We start from the raw sequence: 17,026 nt of genomic DNA on the forward strand, positions 1-17,026 counted from the left end.
CATAGTAATGAAACAGTATAAAGGTTGTATGTTTATATTTGAATACAATTGCTTGCAGGTTAGAAAGCATTAGTTTTTATCTTTGTATCCGTTTAAGAACACAAAAACAAGATGGAGATTATAAGATTGACAGCAACGGATCATCCGCGGATACTGCTTTTAGAAACATATATGATATAAGTTTCCCAATCTATGAACAACGGACTGTGGAGCAGCAACAGGACGCGTTTTCAGACAGCCGGTATCATTTGGATTGTCATATTGATCCGGTCAATGATCTTTTATTGGGCTTTATCGCTTATTGGAGATTCGATAGTTATACGTATGTGGAACATTTTGCAATCCATCCGAATGAGCGCGGGAAAGGTCTGGGAGGTTTGATTCTGAAGAATCTGATAGAGCAGGAAAGTGGGCGTGTATTATTAGAAATAGACCCTGTTACGGATAATGTCTCTGCTGCCCGCCTGCATTTTTATCAGTTACATGGGTTTGTAGAAAATCCGTATCCTCATACCCATCCGGCTTACAGAAATGGATATCCGGATCATTCGTTAGTTGTTCTTTCCTCCGGAGAAACCATACCGGATATTGAATATAAGCGGTTCGCTTCAGATTTGAATCGGGTTATAATGAAAAAGGGAAGGTGATGAACCTTCCCTTTTTCATTATATAGTTTCTTTTTATTCTTTACTCAACGCTTTCAGGGATGCGAAGAATGTGGAACCTTTACCTTCTTCCGACTCGAACCAGAGCTTTCCGTCATGCTGTTCAACAAAGTCTTTGCAAAGCATCAAACCTAATCCGGAACCTTTTTCATTATTCGTTCCATAGGATGTGAAGTGAGTATTCTGTTTTAACAGCTTTTCCTGGTCTTCTTTCTTTATCCCCTTGCCGGAGTCTTTGACGCTGATAACAACATGGTCTCCTTCTATCTTGGAACCGATAGTAATGGTTCCGCCTTCAAAGCTGAACTTAATAGCATTTGAAATAAGGTTCCTGACAACTGTTTTGATCATGTCTATATCAACAAAACCGGATAATTCTTTGTCCATGTCCTGTAATTGGATAGTCAGTCCTTTTTGGGTTGCCATCGGGATATATATTTCTGCTGTGCTTGAAACCAGGCTGTTTATATCAGTTTCCTGTTTATATACATTTTGTTTCTTCAGACGGTTTTTAGCCCACTTAAGCAAATTATCCAACAGCAGGAAGATTTCTTCCGACGTCTTGTTCATCATCTGGAGCATTTCAAATACTTCCGGACTTACCTGGTCCTTATCTACCATCATAAGGATCGCATTGTTCATCATTTTCAGAGAACCTAGTGGCGAACGCAGATCATGGGCGATAACGGAATAAAGGGTGTCACGGGATTCTATGGTGTTTTCCAGTTCCTGCTTAATTCGTTTAATGCTGAATAACTCGAAACGGTGAGCTACGCGCTTAACCAATTCCTCTCTCTGGAACGGTTTCGTCACATATTCTGTTGCTCCGAGCTGGTAACCTTTTACTATACTCTGCATATCACTCAGGGCCGACATGATAATAACAGGTATATCGTTTGTGTCCGGATTACTTTTAAGATGCTGTAATACTTCGTATCCATCCATCTCCGGCATCATGATATCTAATAGTATGAGATTAGGGTGCTTGTCATGTGCCAGACGTAAAGCCTTGGCTCCGCTGTCACAGGTTAATAGCCTGTAGCCTTCTTTTTTTAATATAGCTTGTACTAACATGACGTTGGTTGGTACATCGTCAACGATCAATACTGTATATCCTGCTGCTAAATTATCCATATCAAATTTAAACTTTTCTTGATATTCAATCACTATGCGTACGCAAAAATATTAATAATGTTTGAATTTACAGGCGTTTTCCTTGTTACATTTTAGAATTATTTTTTTTATTGAATTCTTTTTGCTTTCTCCCATGCTCCATTCCCTTTATTTCCAGCTAAATAGAAAAAACCTCTTATCACATTTATATTCATGAAAGAGAAGTAGTAGGGGATAAAAAACAACTTGTTTCGAACATTTTTCTGTTCCATCATATAACCGGCATAAGCCATTATATAGAATGCGACTTGTAAAAGTAGTAAAAATATATAAGTAAACCCTCCATAACAGGCTAATATTATATTTAATGGTATTAAAAGAAATAACATGACCGGCGTAATGGTCCATCGTAAGACACGATGGCTCACAAATTGAAAACTAAGCATACCATAACGGAAGATGTTGAACAGGTTTCGCAGACGCCAGACCGATTGCAGTCCTCCGGCAGCAATGCGTATTTTGCGTTTTTCTTCTTCTTTCATATTGAGGGAAGCGGTTTCGGTAGCGTAGGCTTCTTTACAATAGGCTATTTTATATCCTTTTTGTGCAATATGTAATGAAAGAATGAAGTCGTCAAGCAGGGTGTCTGACGGCATTTGTTCGAATAACTCCGTCCGTACGGCAAATAACTCTCCTGCTGCTCCGACTGCCGAATACAACCGGTAGTCTAATGCTTTCAGGGCTGATTCGTATTTCCAGTAAATACCTTCTCCCGCCGTAGCTCCTTGGGCAGTGTTTGTTTCCACTCTTTTTTCTCCGGCTACGCATCCGACCTCCGGATTGGAGAATTGGCGGATAATTTCATGCACGGCTTCTTTATTAAGCATGGTATTTGCATCCGTAAAGATGACGTAGGGCGTTGTTATATATTGTATACCTCGGTTCAGGGCGGCTGTTTTCCCTTTGCGTTGCGGTTGGAAAAGCACGGTTACTTCCGGATATTGTTTCAGGAGTTCATTCGTACGGTCGTTCGACCCGTCTGTAACCCAAACGATTTTCAGTTTATCGGTCGGATAGGCGAGGGCATGACTGTTCTCCATCTTGGAAGCAACGATGTCTTCTTCATTGTATGCCGCAATGAAGAGGGTAACTTCAGGAAGAGGCTCAGGCAATCCTATGCTTATGGGTTTTTTGAAGAGTTCTTTTACTTTTACTAATACATATAATAATATACCGTATCCCAGATAGGTATAGAAGACTATAAAGATACCGATCCAAAATAGCCATTCGATTACAGTGTAAAATACTTCTTGCATGGTTTTATATTTATTTATCTGATAAAAGAGATTCCGTCTATTCCTCCTTTAAGCAAAGGAAGTATCAGCTTGAATTTTCCTTGGCATAAATAAATCAGAAAGTGCTTAGGTAAAGCAACAAAAAGCTGATATAGATAGGAACATTTCCTTTCAAATGGGTCAGACAATGTTCTTTGGGCAAATATCAGGCGATTGCGGGTATGAAAATATACTTGTAACGGACTTTGCAGACCGACACTGGCACTTTCTTTATGTCCGACGACTGCCTGAGGTTCATACCAGATACTAAATCCGGCTTTATGCATGAAGGTACACCAATCCAGTTCCTCATAATACAAAAAATAGTATTCGCTCATATAACCGAACTTTTGAATATCAGCCGTCCGGATCATCATGGCTGCTCCATTGGCAAAGGCTGTTTCCTGCGGGACATCAAACCTTCCGTCGTCTTCCTGTGAGTAGCCGATGAATTCGTTACGGAGTGTTATGTAACTCATTGGAGTGGCTCCTGCATATTGCAGTTTATTGTTTTGCGGCCAGAAAGTCGTTTTAGGGGAGACACATCCTATTTTTTCATCACTATCCAGCCGTTTTACCAGTATCTCAAGAATAGGGCGGGTAATGATCGTATCGTTATTCAGGAAAAACAAGTAATCACCGGTTGCCTGTTTGACGCCGATGTTATTTCCTTCTGCAAATCCGAGGTTTATATCGTTTCGTATTACTTTTGCATCAGGATATTTTTCTTTTAACAAAGTGTAATCATTCAGACTGGCTGAACCGTTATCCACAACAATCAGTTCGTAAGGATAATTTTCATGCCGTTTTAATGATTCAATCATTTCACATGTATCTGTGACCCCGTTATAATTAACAGTTATTATGGAGACTTTTTTATTCATGATTATTCTTTTTAGTGATATGATGCGGTGTATTGTTGAAACTCATGTCTTTCTTTTTTACGCGGCAAATCGAAGCCGTGTAACTGCGTAACAGTGCTATCATCATTGATGGTAGTTTTGTTATGCTGACGAAAAAGTCTTGGGTGTACATATTCCGGGGTATTGCTAAGAGATATGTTCCTATTTTGATGATTAGCAGGCAATACCATTTAATTGCAACGGGAAACGATACGACAGACCAGAAGAGTATCATCAGGAATATCAGCAAAAAACGGACTGGTCTGGGGAAAGGGATCCATTGGATGACCTTGTCAATATATGACAGATTTATCTTCCTTATATTAAAATCCTTTGTTATCAGGGAAAATGCAAGAATCTGAGCATGGAACCATCTTGACCGTTGTCTGATCAGAATGTCTTGTCTGGCGGTCTTCTCATCATATACATATATATCATCACTATAATCTACGAATATGTTGTCTCTGGCCAGGATGGCTTCCAGTTCTTTGTCTTCCGCAAAGGTTTTGCACTCATGCATATGTTGTTTCAGCCATTCAAAATCAAAAACCATTCCGGAGCCGATCAAAGCTGATGATAGTCCGACGTTCACACGTCCTTTTCTGAATATAGTATTATTTATCTCTTCTGAAATGCCATCCCACACGGCAACGGATGTGTTTTCATTTTTCCGGGTTCTGTGGGCCTGCAATACTTTAACTGTTTGTGTGGCTTGGTTTATGCGGGTCAGGAAGTCTGTGTCGGTAATATTATCGGCGTCCATAATAATAACCCGGTCAAATCCTTCCAAGTGATCTAATGCATAAGATATGGATTTATGCTTCATACTTTCTTGAAAGTCAGGAGTAAAAAGAGTTATTGGCAATTGCCCCAAAGCGAGATTGGTTGCCTCCTCCATATGATCAGAGACCACTACTACCTGAAATTTATCCCGGGGATAATCTTGCTTCATAAAACTTTCAACAGATTCTTTTATTACCCGGTCTTCCTTATAGGCAGCAAAGATAACTACAATGCTTTGTGTTTTAACATGGTCTGTCTTTCCTTTTTTTCTTTTGACAAAAGAGGCCAAAGTGAAAAAAAGATTGTATCCTGTGAATAGTACAGTGATAACAAACAGTAGAATATCTATTTTTAAAATAAGATTCATTTCTTTTTTTTACAAAAATAGAGATAAATATTAGTAAACTTTGATTTTCAATAAGTTTTTATCGCCTCTGATACAAAAAACTTTTAGCAAAGAGGCGTCTTGTATTATATATGCAAGCCTTCTGCAAATAAGAGACTTTGCAGAAGGCTTGCTATGAATAACTTACGTCCATGCAATATTTTATTTACTATTATTATATTCTGCCAGAGAGATTGGTTTGTGAACGAATATCCTCCTTTTTATCATTGTTTTTATCAAATGCATAATGACCTTTATTGATATTGCAACATCTTGTTGTTTAGAACGAATTGGGAAAATTTTATGTTGCATCTCTTCAGTCCATGTCTTTTCAAAAAAGGATCTGTAATATTCGTCTTGCGGATTGACTAGTATATCAATTGTATCATTCCATTCATATCTGACTGTATTGACCTGATGGTAGGACAAATAGAAAGTTCTTAAGGCCAGACTTTGATACGGAAGAAAATTGAGAAAAGTTCTCCCGTAGTCGGGGTATATCCTTGGCAATTTGTCCTTTTCAAATAGTACTAGTTTACCATCTATTTCCAAACAAACCCATTTGTGGGCTAATTTAGGAAACAAGGACTCTCCAACTAAACTAGGTAGTTCCAGATATCCTTTTGATGCAACACGCTGTAACTCTTTTACAAATCCAATAGGATCATCAGTGTGTTCAAGAACCTGATTACATATAATGTAATCAAATTCTTTATTCTGGAATGGCATGCTGGCGCCATCCGCATTTATAAATTTCTGGTGGGGGAATATCTTTACCTCTCCACTTCTGTGATAGTTCGAGCTGATGTATTTCTCAACAATTACATTCGCCCGATAGCTGGGATTATGCCCGCTACCTACTTCTAATACATAATCACTCTTTTTAATATTCAGATCATAACGATCTATTGGTGTACGATGTCCCATAGCTTTTATTTTTTAGTTATTTATTCTTCTATCGCTTTTATAACTTTATTCATTTGTGCTTCCCATGAAAGTGAAAGAATAGAGCTTCTTATTTCCAAAGGGATAGGATTTAACTTTTTGTAAAACTCTATTATTTTATTTACTTCAATAGGACTTTCGTCTGCCGGGACCTTTAAGATGTAAGGCTTGTCCTCAAAGTCACTGTCTTGTTCCGAATAGATGAAAGATAAGCCGCGAGCCGCATATTCCCGGTTCTTAAGTGTTTTTATATTGGTTATACCACTACGATGGCGCGCCAGACTACCAATGGCCATATCTGATTGTTCAAAAAGCTGATCTAATTCTTCACCATGTTTTGCCCCATGTAGAATGATATAAGGCTCCAGATGATTTGTTTCAATCAGTGGTAAAATATCATTTTTCTCTCTTTCCCCAAAAAAATTACCGACTAGGTGGAAAAACACTTTGTAATCGGGGGCTTTCTTATAATAATTAACCAGGCCTTGTACAAGACGGTCGAATCCATGCCAGTAATGTATCTCTGCGACTCCAATCAAATGGAGTTCGTGAGAAGTGTCATTTGTTTTTTGTTTCAATTTTATTTTGTTAAAATCGACTCCATTGGATATCTGGATTGTGGAAGTACCAAAAATACTTTTATAATCAGAAAATGTAACAATCCGGCATAATTGTTTGGCTAGACTATTCCTGAAATACTTATCCAGAAATCGTTGTAGTTTTCTTTCGGAAGAGGGTGTCTCATTATCATAGGGGTAAGTCGGAATTTCCATAACAACACGAATGTCCGCTTTACGCATTTTTTTTACCATTTTGATCGTAAACGGGTTGGCATTATGATCTGAACGGATATATACGAAACGAATACCTTCATTAATTGCATAATCTGCGATTGAATTGAACTCAATCCGTTTTAGTAGTTTTCCTTTTATTCCCCGTCCATAATCACATAAAATGGCATTATCGATCATCCTGTATTTGTTTCCATCGGACTCGCTCAGATAACAGGTTTGTACATCTAAACCACAGGCCTTTAATGCATCTACCTGATAATGTATTTTTTTACTGATACCATTTGTTTCACTGAAACCATGATATACGAGGAATAGGGCTTTCATCTTTTAATTTTAGATTTAATCAGATTGATAATATCATATTCTCCTTTTATTTGTAAGTATGCTACATAGACTATTGCGGATATGCAGCCTTTTAATAATAGACTGATGTATATAGGATATTTGTCCGACACATAATATATAGGTAATATGCAAACAATTAATATTCCTGTAAGCAAAATGGGAGAGACGAATTGCTTCCAAAATGTCTGAAGATCTTGTTTAAAGGTGATTTTGTACATCCAGATATAACATTGTACAAAGTTTATTGTAAATGTAAGGGATATACACCATGCTACAGCTTCTAATGTCTTGAAAAAAAATATTCCGGTTAATATTCCTATGATATTGAGCAGAGTAGAGAATACCCCACAAATAAATAAACTTTTAGTATCATTTGCTGCTTGAAAAATGGATCCGGAGGTAGAAAGGATTACTTGTATACCGACTGATATAGATAGTATTTGAAAGACAGGAACAGAAGGCATCCATTGTTCACCAAAGATAATCAGGATTATTTCCCGAGAGCAAAACCATAATAACACAGATAAGGGGAATCCAATAAAAGCCAGGAAACGAACTACTTTATTATATGAATCTGAAAGCCTGGACAAATCGTTTTGAAAGTCTGCGAATATAGGATGCATAACCGGGGATATGACATGTGTGATATTCTGAAGAGGCAACATCATGAGACGGTATGATTTTTCATAATATCCTAATGAAACCATATTCATATATTTTCCTATCAGCAATTTATCTAAATTCCGACTGAAATAATTGATTACATTGAACATAAATTGATAAGTAGAGAAGCTAAGAATTTTTTTCATGGATTGAATCCCCCATGTACCGGATAACTTCTGTGGTTTTTTCTGAAAAGATATGAGAAATAGTAATATACTGGACAATATAGGATTAATGATTAATGCATATAGTCCGGCTCCCATAAAAGCGGCAGTTATGGCTAAACTTCCTCCGGCAATTTGAATTGTTAAACTACGATATGCTATGAATTTAAATTCTTTTCCTTTGAATAACAATGCATTTGGTACGATGTTGGCAGAGGCGAAGAATAAGTTCAGTGACAGTAGTTGACAGATGCTTAATAACGTATCGCTTTCGTAAAAATGGGAGATTGGCCATGAGCATAAGAAAAAAATCATAGAGATACCAATACCCAACCAAAGGGTAAAGGAAAAGATATTGCTGAGATCATTTTCGGATAATTCTTTATTTTGTATGATTGCCGGTGCTATTCCAAGATCGCTGAATATACCAAAAAAAGAAATAATAACTGTTGCAATTGCTACTACGCCAAAATCTTCCGGCTCAATGAGACGAGCTAGTATCCCGGCTATTACTAAGGATATTATTATTCCTGAATATTTAGCTATTGCCGTATAAAAAACACCGGATAGAAGTTCTTTCTTTGTGGAAGACATGTAATCTATTTTTTTAAGAATGATTTAAACAGTAAAATAAGGATGTTTTTTCCGGAGACATACCTTTTGTAGTCTTTGATACAGCGTCTTGCTATGTATAAGCGATCTTTAAAAGGCATTTTGTAAGATAACCATACGGCTGCATTCAACATTTTAGACAAATGTTTATCAACTATATACCGTGTTTCTGTATGTTCAGAGGCATAAGTAAATAATCTATCTGTAATGATAAAATAACTATCTATGTTTTTTAAAGAGAATTTACGTGTCATAATGGAGTCACAGCGAAGTCTTCTCTTAAAAAAATCTTTGTGTATACACATCACTCGATTTGACTGTAAATATAATAGAGTACTGAATAACTGATCTTCATGGATAATGCCGGGAAGAAAAAGAAGATTTATTTCTTTCAGAAACTTAGTATTTATAAAATTTAAGCAAGCAGACGGAGTATATTTACTGTTTTCAATTAAGAGCGTAAATAATTGTATGCCATCATACAATATATCAGGATTAGTACAATCTTTACGTTGATAATTAATGTTGATATCGAAATCTGCCTCCTTGTTAAGAATATTGGCATCGAAAAAAATAAAATCTAAAGCATTTTTCTCACATTTGAGAAAACATGACTCCAAAGCGTCAGGTTCAAGATAGTCATCGCTATCCATGAAATATAGATATTTCCCTTTAGCTAAATAAATTCCTTGATTACGAGTAGCGGACAAACCTTTATTTTCTCTGCTATAGATCTGTATTCGGTCATCTTCATTTGCTAATTTTCGGATTATGGATAAAGAGTTATCTGTAGAACCATCATTTATAATAATGATTTCTATATCCTGTAGGGTTTGATTCATGATAGACCTGACGGCCTCTTCCACGAACTCTTCAGTGTTATATACTGGTATTATAATGCTAACCATAGAGTTTGACATTGGATTCATGTTATATTTTGATCCACTTTTGTATATTTGGATCATATCTTTTTATGATTTTTGCAGGGTTTCCCACAGCAATACAGAAATCCGGTATGTCTTTGGTAACAACACTTCCTGCACCGATTTGACACCTTTTTCCAATATGCACTCCGGCTACAACGACTGAGTTTGCTCCTATATGCGAATCATTATCAATCACAACTTCTTTTTTTACAAGAGGCTGTTCATTGGAGTCGCAAGTACCGTCTTCATATCCGTGGTTAAAACCTGAGATGAATACATGTTGTCCCAAGCCAACTTTATCCCCTAGCTTTGCCGGACCGATAACTACAGATCCTATGCCTATTCTGGCATTATTTCCAATAATAACATCTCCTGCACCATTATTTATGGTAGTAAAGTCTTCTACTAAAGAATCTGTACCAACAACAAATTGATTCCAGGGAAACACATCTATTCTTGACCGATTTCTTCTGATAACAGCCCCTTTTCCTTTTTTATGCAAAAAAGGATTCACAAACCATTTAACCCAAAGTCTGGGCCTCGGATTTTTAGGAGATGATATTAAAAACAAAATGAAATGTTTTAGTGTCTCATTTTGTTTTATTTTTTTTTTAAGACTACTATTCATAATTTTATCCTATATATTCCGATAGATTTTTAATAAAGATAAAGCTGTACTCTTCCAGGAGAATTTATTTACTCGTTGTAATCCGTAATCGACTTGTCCGACATAATATTGATGATCATTCTCTAATAAGAGTAATTTATTTGCAATATCTTCTTCATTGAATGGATCTGCCAGTATTCCTTTTTCACCTGCAATTTCCGGCATGGCAGAAGTATTTCCCGCAATTACAGGTGTGCCGCAAGCCATTGCTTCAAGCATAGGGATACCAAAACTTTCCCGGAGTGATGTATATAGAAAAGCATATGCTCCATTATATAAATAAGCCAAATCCTTGTTGGGAATGTATCCCGGATAGGAGAGATAAGGTTTGATCTCTTCTATTCCTTGTTCTTTAAGTATAATATCTAGCTTGTCTTCTTTTAAGTCGGCAATCAGTAGAGGACGTTTTTTCTCTGACTTCTTTAAGTAGATACTATAAGCCTTTAATGTGCGTGGCACATTTTTTTTAGGATCAGTATTTCCTAAAAAGAAAAGATACTCTTGACCTGCTATATATTTTTCTGTAACAGATGCTACATCAGGTATTGGATGGAAATGCTGATTATAGCCATTGTATATTGCCGTTATCTGATTCTCACAAAGATGTAATGCCTTTTTAATACGGTTACATTCAAAATTGGAGACTGTGATGATCTTTTTGCATTGGGGGAGAATGCGAGGAACGATCCAGCGACGATAATACCATCCCATATTTTGATACCACGATTTATTTCCGCTTTGCCGCGGTTCTAAAAATATAATATCATGTAGTGTCAGTATCAAGGGTACCGGGCAATAAATAGGAGCTGTGTTACTTGTACAATGTAGTAAATCTGCTTTTATCTTTGCTACGGCACGAGGTAAGGCAATCTGCTCCCAAAGTGGATATGTAGGACAGTTGACTTCTATGATATGCATATTGGGAGTCTCCTCCAGACAGCGATCATCTCCCGGACTTACAAAAATATAATACTCATTCTCTTTATCTATTTTTTGTAATTCCCGTATGCTTTCTAAAGCAACGAAGTCCATTCCATGTTTATTAGAACGGAATATACGTTGAGCTTCAATGGCTATTTTCATATTTTACAGAGTGTTTAGTATGGATAAATTTTTTGCTTCCTCCTCTTAACCGGAAAAGGTTTAGAAACATAAGAAAAAACAGAATTGGCAAACTGATGATTGCCTTTTTAAACTGCTTATCAACCAGATAATCGGGAACTGCTAAACTGAAGGTTATACCAATGAAAAGTAATAATCCCCACCATTTAATTGATAGAAATATATTTATAATAGTTAAAAAACAAGCGATAAGGATAACGAATCCTAACAACAAAATACGGGGGGGTATCATCCATTGGAATAGCTTATCACAATAATCCCATTTCCCGCTCAACATCGCTCCGGGTAATTGAGAGATCCCTGAAAACAGATTATTGAATTGAGTCGCTAACCAACGGCGTCGTTGGTTGTAAAATTCTTTTTTATCTCTTACTTTTTCATCATAGGTATAGACATCTTCCAGATATTCAATATATATATTTTGTAAAAGTAATTTGCGTTCCATGTGTTTGTCTTCGCCTATTTCATCAATATCCTGGATCATCTTTTTGAATAGATCATATTCGAAAGCCATTCCTGACCCACTTAAACCGGAAGAAAATCCAAGGCGTGTATGTCCTTTTCTAAAAATAGAGTTATTAATTTCTTCACTGACAGCGTCTAATACAGCCGTGTTTGTATCCCGGTTCTTAGCAACTCTATGTGTTTGTATTGCCAAGCATCCGGAATAGAAGGCATCGTTTATTTTATCTAGGAAATGAGGATTTACTACATTATCCGCATCGAGTACAACTACCATATCATAAGATAATTTGTTGTCTTCTATGTATTCGATCGCTTTTTGTAATGCATAGATCTTAGTACTTCTCGGATCAGATATTTGGGTCACCATTGCTGTTGTTCCCTCCAATCTGGCGATTGTATCTTCTCGCATTTGATCAGATATCACGATCACATCATATAACTCTCTTGGATAATCCTGCTTGAAAAACGATTGTACAGAATCGACAATCACATCATCTTCCATATAGGCTGGGAACAATATGACATATCTGTGTTTCTTATTTGCTTTAGGATAAGAATAGACAGCCTTTTTTTTAGAATAGGCTGCAAAAATGAATAGATATAAGACTGCTATAAGGAAAAGTAAAAACAAAACAGCATCTATAAGCAGAAATAAATACTCCTGTTGATCTATCCAGTTATTTTTTAAGCTAAATAATAGTTCTATCATGTTTTATTATCAACTAGTCGGTTTATGAATAATTTTTGATTTTATCACTGAGTTCCTTATCAAAATATTTTCCGTTTAAAATGAAACTCATACCCATGAATACTATAACCATCGTGGGGAATTGTCCCCAAAATGAATTTCCATATGCACTTAAAAACATACCGAATATAGCACATAGCCATCCTGTCAGTATCCCTTTTAGTTCGGGATCATATATATTAAACATTAAAATCCATGTTCCACGAGCTATGGTAATAAAAACCATACCTAAATATAATATTAAACCAATGATTCCTGTTTCAACCCATATCTTGACATACCAAGAATCAGTAGGAATAGATGTTGTAAAACGTCTGGATACTTTCACACCCAAACCATCACCAGATAATCCTAATCCTTCTCCGAATGGTTTGTATTTTAAATATTCTTTTAATCTTTTCTGGTTTTCTTTACGGACAATATATGAAGCATCTTTACTTGGTGTAAATGCTGTTCTCATTCTTCTGATAGTCGCATTACTTTGACCGATCATTGTAAAAGCGAAGAACACGTAAATCAGAACTAAAGAAGCTGTTCCAATTAAAATAGACCGAGTCTGTTTGCTTACTACGGTATAAAGTGCTAATCCGGCCAGTGGTACAATTATTGCCCCTCGAGTACCGGAAAGCATCATTGTATACAAAGAAGCAATAGCTACGCTTGCGTAATAAATCTTGAAAGTTTTATTTTTCATATACAAAGATGTTATACCAAAAATAATACCAGCACCTCCCATATTGGATCCCATGTTACTCGCATCTGTGAAGAAGGAGAAATAACGTATACCGGAATGAATTATATGGGTCGTTGCACCTCCATTGTTGAGCCATCGGGTTTCATAGGTATCAAAACCAAAATATTTTTGCATAAAGGTTTTTAATATGGCCAATATAGTGAATAATGAAAATGTAAATAAAAGAACTTTCAATGTTTTGTATCTGGTACATAGTAGTGAGGTAAGAATTGTTATAATTAGTCCGTTAATGATTAACCCTCTAGATAAAATCCACCCTTCAAATACTGCACTTGGATTCATCACTTCCAAAATGCAATAGAAGGCCCATAATGCTGATAATGCACTTAGAATGTGGAAGCTTCTTTTCCATTCTATATTATGATAGAGTGCACTATGCACAAAAATAAGTACAAGGGTAAGTACATATAAAATATCCATGATTATACTTATTCCTTCTATAGGCATATAACGGGTGATCCCCAAAATGAAATAATTGATAGTAAAGATTATGAATAACATTAACTGAGGATATCTTAAGATTAGGATTCCTGCGATACATATTAGTGGAAGTGCTGTAATTCCTGCAAAAAGTACCATATTCATGGATAATAAAGCCATGAGAATACCAACCAGCCCTATCAATATAATAAGATAGAGAAGCTTTATTGAACGAGTTTCAACTGGTATGTAATTACTGTTATTCATACTTATTCCTTTATAGCAGAGTTTCTTGCGGTTAATCCCATATATATAATACGATTGGAAAATGAACGTATAGAAGTTTCCGGAGGCAATTGACCTGTAAAATCTTCTACAGCTTCACGGCTTGCATTATTTAAATAAAGGAATAACGGCTTGTCTTGAGCCATGTCCATTAGATATTTCACAAATTCTTCATCACTATTCTTCCATACTCTATGGGCATTAGCTATTAAAAGGTTTACATCTGCTTTATTTAATAGACAAATCGGCAGACTATTATCTTTAATAGAAGGATATTCCAATAGGAGAATATCCATTTGATCATAGTCTTCTATGTAGGAACTTATTTCTCCTGAAGATAGATATGTTGCATCAATTGGGAAATCTATTCCCGCTACCAGATATTTGACATTGAATCCGATTTCTTTCCAATATTCTAATAAATATTGGCAAACAAAACTTTTCCCTTCTTTTCTTTCTATACTTAGTATATTAATATGAAAGGTTTTTCCTTTTTTCATGTGTTGAATAAATCGATTATGCGTATAGGCTGCAGATATTCTGTTACAAGCTTTTATAAATCCTCTGTATTTTAATTGCTGGTTACCCGTGAAAGCGCCTAAAACATTCATTTTAGTAAGTCTGCGGGCACGTTCTGCATCTCGTAGAGTTCTATAATTCTACGATTAAATTCAGACCGATAATGAATATTATACTACCGGCAAACGCAGCTATGATTAACAACATTCGTTTGCTTTTATCACTGAAAAGAGGGAATGTCGGTTCTGATATTGTGTTCAATGTTGCAGTAGTTAATTGCAAATTCTTTTGTTTCATTTTTGCCATATTCAGGGCATGTAACACCTGCAAATAAGCTTCTTCTGTCACATGTATTTCACGCTCTTGTCTGTTTATCTGGGTTCCTACAGGAGAATATGTCTTATATTGTTCAGTGAATTCTTTTTTCCTTTGGTCTAATATCTTCAATTCAGCTTTTGCTTTGATGTTGATAATGGTTTGTGCCAACCACTCATTGACTAATCCATCAATAGAAATACCTTCCTTACTTTCTTTATAATTATTGATTTGTTCTGTCAGTGTTGCTACTTTTTTCTCTGCATTCTTTAAATCATTTTTGTATTTCAATAATTCTGGATCGTCATTTTGAGTATCTTCCGTTGTAAATATTTCTATTTCCGTTATTTTTCCATTTATTTTAGATATTTCTTCTAAGGCTTTGATAAACTCGTCGTTAGCTTGTACTAACTTGACGCGAACTCGCATGTATTGTTCAAGGCCTTCAAGTAATTGTGAAGAACTATTGATTCTGCGAATTACTTCTTCATAGCGATTCTCAAAATCTGAAAATGAACCGGCAATAGCTTTTGTTTGTTCCTGATAATTTATTACGCTATTCTTGATATTGTAATCCGTAAGTTCGTTTTCGAGATTGTTTAATTGACTTCGTAATCTCTTTTGCTCGGCTTCGTAATATTTTACGATGTCGTCAGCAGTTTTATATTTTAATTGATTATATGAAAAGCGTAACTCTTCACTAAGGAGTTTCACAGTTGTTAATGTGATACCAGGGTCCGTAGATGTGTAAGCAATATCAATCAAGTCGCTATTCCCCAGGCGTTTTACAATGATTTGGGATAATGCATTATAACTATAATAAGGAGTGAATCCGTTAAATAGCTTATACAAGAAATTATGCGTATCACTTTGTTTGTATTTCTCAAGATTAATTATCGTTTTCTTAAAAGAATCTTTATCAATTAAATTCAGGACTTCTTTAGGAACAAAACTAACCAGGTTCTGATAGTTTTTGGCTGTAATATATTTATTATCTATATTGGGATCTCCATTAATAAGATTCAATGCTAATAATTTCATTGATACGGTTTCTAAAGTTCCTTTTGACTTAGTCAGATTTACTAGATTATCGAAAGTATTGTTTACACTCATCCAATCCGGTTTACTTTCACTCTCTAATCCGGTATTGGATGTAATGCCAGTATAGATAGATGTACTCACGGTATATTTTTTTTGCATGAACTGTGTAAAGTATGCAACTAACGCTGTGACAACTAACGTTCCTAATATTAGTTGATAGCGAATGCGATGTAGAAAACGGGATATATAGAGTGTGATATCCATAAGTTATCTGTTTATGATCTTTACATTTGTGAGCATCTCTAGTAGAGTGACAGCATTATGTAAAGCTGTTCGTCCTTCCTGATAAAGGATGATTGCATTAGTACGTCTTCCTTTCTCTATAGAGAGTTCTCCGATACCAATTTTTCCGTTAATGAAGTCTTGTTCGGATATTTTCATTTGGGCATTATATAATGCAGCAGCATCTGATTTAGCTTTCAGGGTAGCTAAAGATTGTAATACATTATTATAAGCTTCCAATATTTTTAATTTTCGTTCTTCTATTGACATCTCATATTCGTAATCCAGTTGGCGGAAATGTGCTTTCTTGGCTCTTATCTTTTGCTTGCGGCTGGCCAAATCGCCGAAAGGTATTGATATGGATAGTCCTGCGCTATAAGTGCTTTTATTACTTCCTAGACTTGTCATAAGTAAAGGATCATCAACTGTTTCTGTTGATGATAATTGCACGATTCTTCCGTATTGGTATTGTCCGTATATCCTGAAATAGTTTAGCCATTCTCTCCTTGACACTTTCATTTCAGCATTAGCTTCTTCCCGTTTGGCTTCATATATCTTTATTGAAGGATGATCGTAAACAGATTGTAAGAAAACAGAAAGAGGAGGAAGTTGAACCCGTTCATAGTCGTCTAACATGGCCTGTATAGAATCTGCATTGACCATGGCTGTTACTTCTACTGTTGTAGCTTTGTCAAAATAGTTGCTTTTCTTTTTTTGACAGAAACAGTAAGACGTATTTATCAGTAACAATATAATGAGAATATTTTTCATCAGATA

At 35.8% G+C, this 17,026-nt stretch carries 16 protein-coding genes; 1 reads left to right on the top strand and 15 read right to left on the bottom strand.

The features are described from left to right. Positions 1-206: 206 nt before the first annotated feature. The gene (locus C825_RS13790; protein ID WP_010802886.1) at positions 207-647 is read left to right on the top strand and encodes a GNAT family N-acetyltransferase; all 441 of its coding nucleotides are present in this window, start codon (positions 207-209) and stop codon (positions 645-647) included. A gap of 33 nt (positions 648-680) precedes the next feature. Here the strand turns inward: C825_RS13790 and C825_RS13795 are convergent, their stop codons facing one another. The 15 genes from C825_RS13795 to C825_RS13865 all read right to left on the bottom strand — a co-directional run bounded on the left by C825_RS13795 (position 681) and on the right by C825_RS13865 (position 17,020). Then, the gene (locus C825_RS13795) at positions 681-1,799 is read right to left on the bottom strand and encodes a hybrid sensor histidine kinase/response regulator (protein ID WP_010802887.1); all 1,119 of its coding nucleotides are present in this window, start codon (positions 1,797-1,799) and stop codon (positions 681-683) included. 107 nt (positions 1,800-1,906) lie between these two features. Then, a complete protein-coding gene (locus tag C825_RS13800) occupies positions 1,907-3,094 on the bottom strand; it encodes a glycosyltransferase family 2 protein (RefSeq protein WP_010802888.1) in 1,188 nt (395 codons plus the stop codon). A 14-nt stretch (positions 3,095-3,108) separates the two neighbouring features. After that, on the bottom strand, positions 3,109-3,996 hold the full coding sequence (locus tag C825_RS13805) for a glycosyltransferase family 2 protein (protein ID WP_010802889.1): 888 nt from the start codon (positions 3,994-3,996) through the stop codon (positions 3,109-3,111). Continuing rightward, positions 3,989-5,164, bottom strand: coding sequence for a glycosyltransferase family 2 protein (locus C825_RS13810; RefSeq protein WP_010802890.1), 1,176 nt, complete (start codon positions 5,162-5,164; stop codon positions 3,989-3,991). Before C825_RS13810 ends, C825_RS13805 begins: the two co-directional genes overlap by 8 nt. Positions 5,165-5,344: 180 nt before the next feature. Beyond that, positions 5,345-6,109, bottom strand: a complete 765-nt coding sequence (locus tag C825_RS13815) for a class I SAM-dependent methyltransferase (protein ID WP_007656188.1) — start codon at positions 6,107-6,109, stop codon at positions 5,345-5,347. A 20-nt stretch (positions 6,110-6,129) separates the two neighbouring features. After that, on the bottom strand, positions 6,130-7,245 hold the full coding sequence (locus C825_RS13820) for a glycosyltransferase family protein (RefSeq protein ID WP_010802891.1): 1,116 nt from the start codon (positions 7,243-7,245) through the stop codon (positions 6,130-6,132). Beyond that, positions 7,242-8,687: a lipopolysaccharide biosynthesis protein gene (locus C825_RS13825; protein WP_010802892.1), complete on the bottom strand. Its 1,446-nt coding sequence runs from the start codon at positions 8,685-8,687 to the stop codon at positions 7,242-7,244. Before C825_RS13825 ends, C825_RS13820 begins: the two co-directional genes overlap by 4 nt. A gap of 5 nt (positions 8,688-8,692) precedes the next feature. Further along, on the bottom strand, positions 8,693-9,670 hold the full coding sequence (locus C825_RS13830; protein ID WP_010802893.1) for a glycosyltransferase family 2 protein: 978 nt from the start codon (positions 9,668-9,670) through the stop codon (positions 8,693-8,695). Continuing rightward, the gene (locus C825_RS13835) at positions 9,636-10,259 is read right to left on the bottom strand and encodes an acyltransferase (protein WP_007656198.1); all 624 of its coding nucleotides are present in this window, start codon (positions 10,257-10,259) and stop codon (positions 9,636-9,638) included. Before C825_RS13835 ends, C825_RS13830 begins: the two co-directional genes overlap by 35 nt. A 9-nt stretch (positions 10,260-10,268) precedes the next feature. Further along, positions 10,269-11,381 (bottom strand): glycosyltransferase family 4 protein, encoded by a 1,113-nt coding sequence (locus C825_RS13840; RefSeq protein ID WP_010802894.1) that lies wholly within the window; start codon positions 11,379-11,381, stop codon positions 10,269-10,271. Next, positions 11,365-12,594, bottom strand: a complete 1,230-nt coding sequence (locus C825_RS13845) for a glycosyltransferase family 2 protein (protein WP_010802895.1) — start codon at positions 12,592-12,594, stop codon at positions 11,365-11,367. Before C825_RS13845 ends, C825_RS13840 begins: the two co-directional genes overlap by 17 nt. 22 nt (positions 12,595-12,616) lie before the next feature. Beyond that, positions 12,617-14,074 (bottom strand): O-antigen ligase family protein, encoded by a 1,458-nt coding sequence (locus tag C825_RS13850; RefSeq protein WP_007656206.1) that lies wholly within the window; start codon positions 14,072-14,074, stop codon positions 12,617-12,619. 2 nt (positions 14,075-14,076) lie between these two features. Further along, positions 14,077-14,703, bottom strand: coding sequence for a hypothetical protein (locus C825_RS13855; protein WP_010802896.1), 627 nt, complete (start codon positions 14,701-14,703; stop codon positions 14,077-14,079). Positions 14,704-14,743: 40 nt separating this feature from the next. Next, on the bottom strand, positions 14,744-16,231 hold the full coding sequence (locus C825_RS13860; RefSeq protein WP_010802897.1) for a GumC family protein: 1,488 nt from the start codon (positions 16,229-16,231) through the stop codon (positions 14,744-14,746). Positions 16,232-16,234: 3 nt separating this feature from the next. Continuing rightward, positions 16,235-17,020: a TolC family protein gene (locus C825_RS13865; RefSeq protein WP_010802898.1), complete on the bottom strand. Its 786-nt coding sequence runs from the start codon at positions 17,018-17,020 to the stop codon at positions 16,235-16,237. Positions 17,021-17,026: the final 6 nt, after the last annotated feature.

The sequence above is a fragment of the Parabacteroides sp. ASF519 genome (assembly GCF_000364265.2).
In the GTDB taxonomy this organism is placed as follows: domain Bacteria; phylum Bacteroidota; class Bacteroidia; order Bacteroidales; family Tannerellaceae; genus Parabacteroides; species Parabacteroides goldsteinii.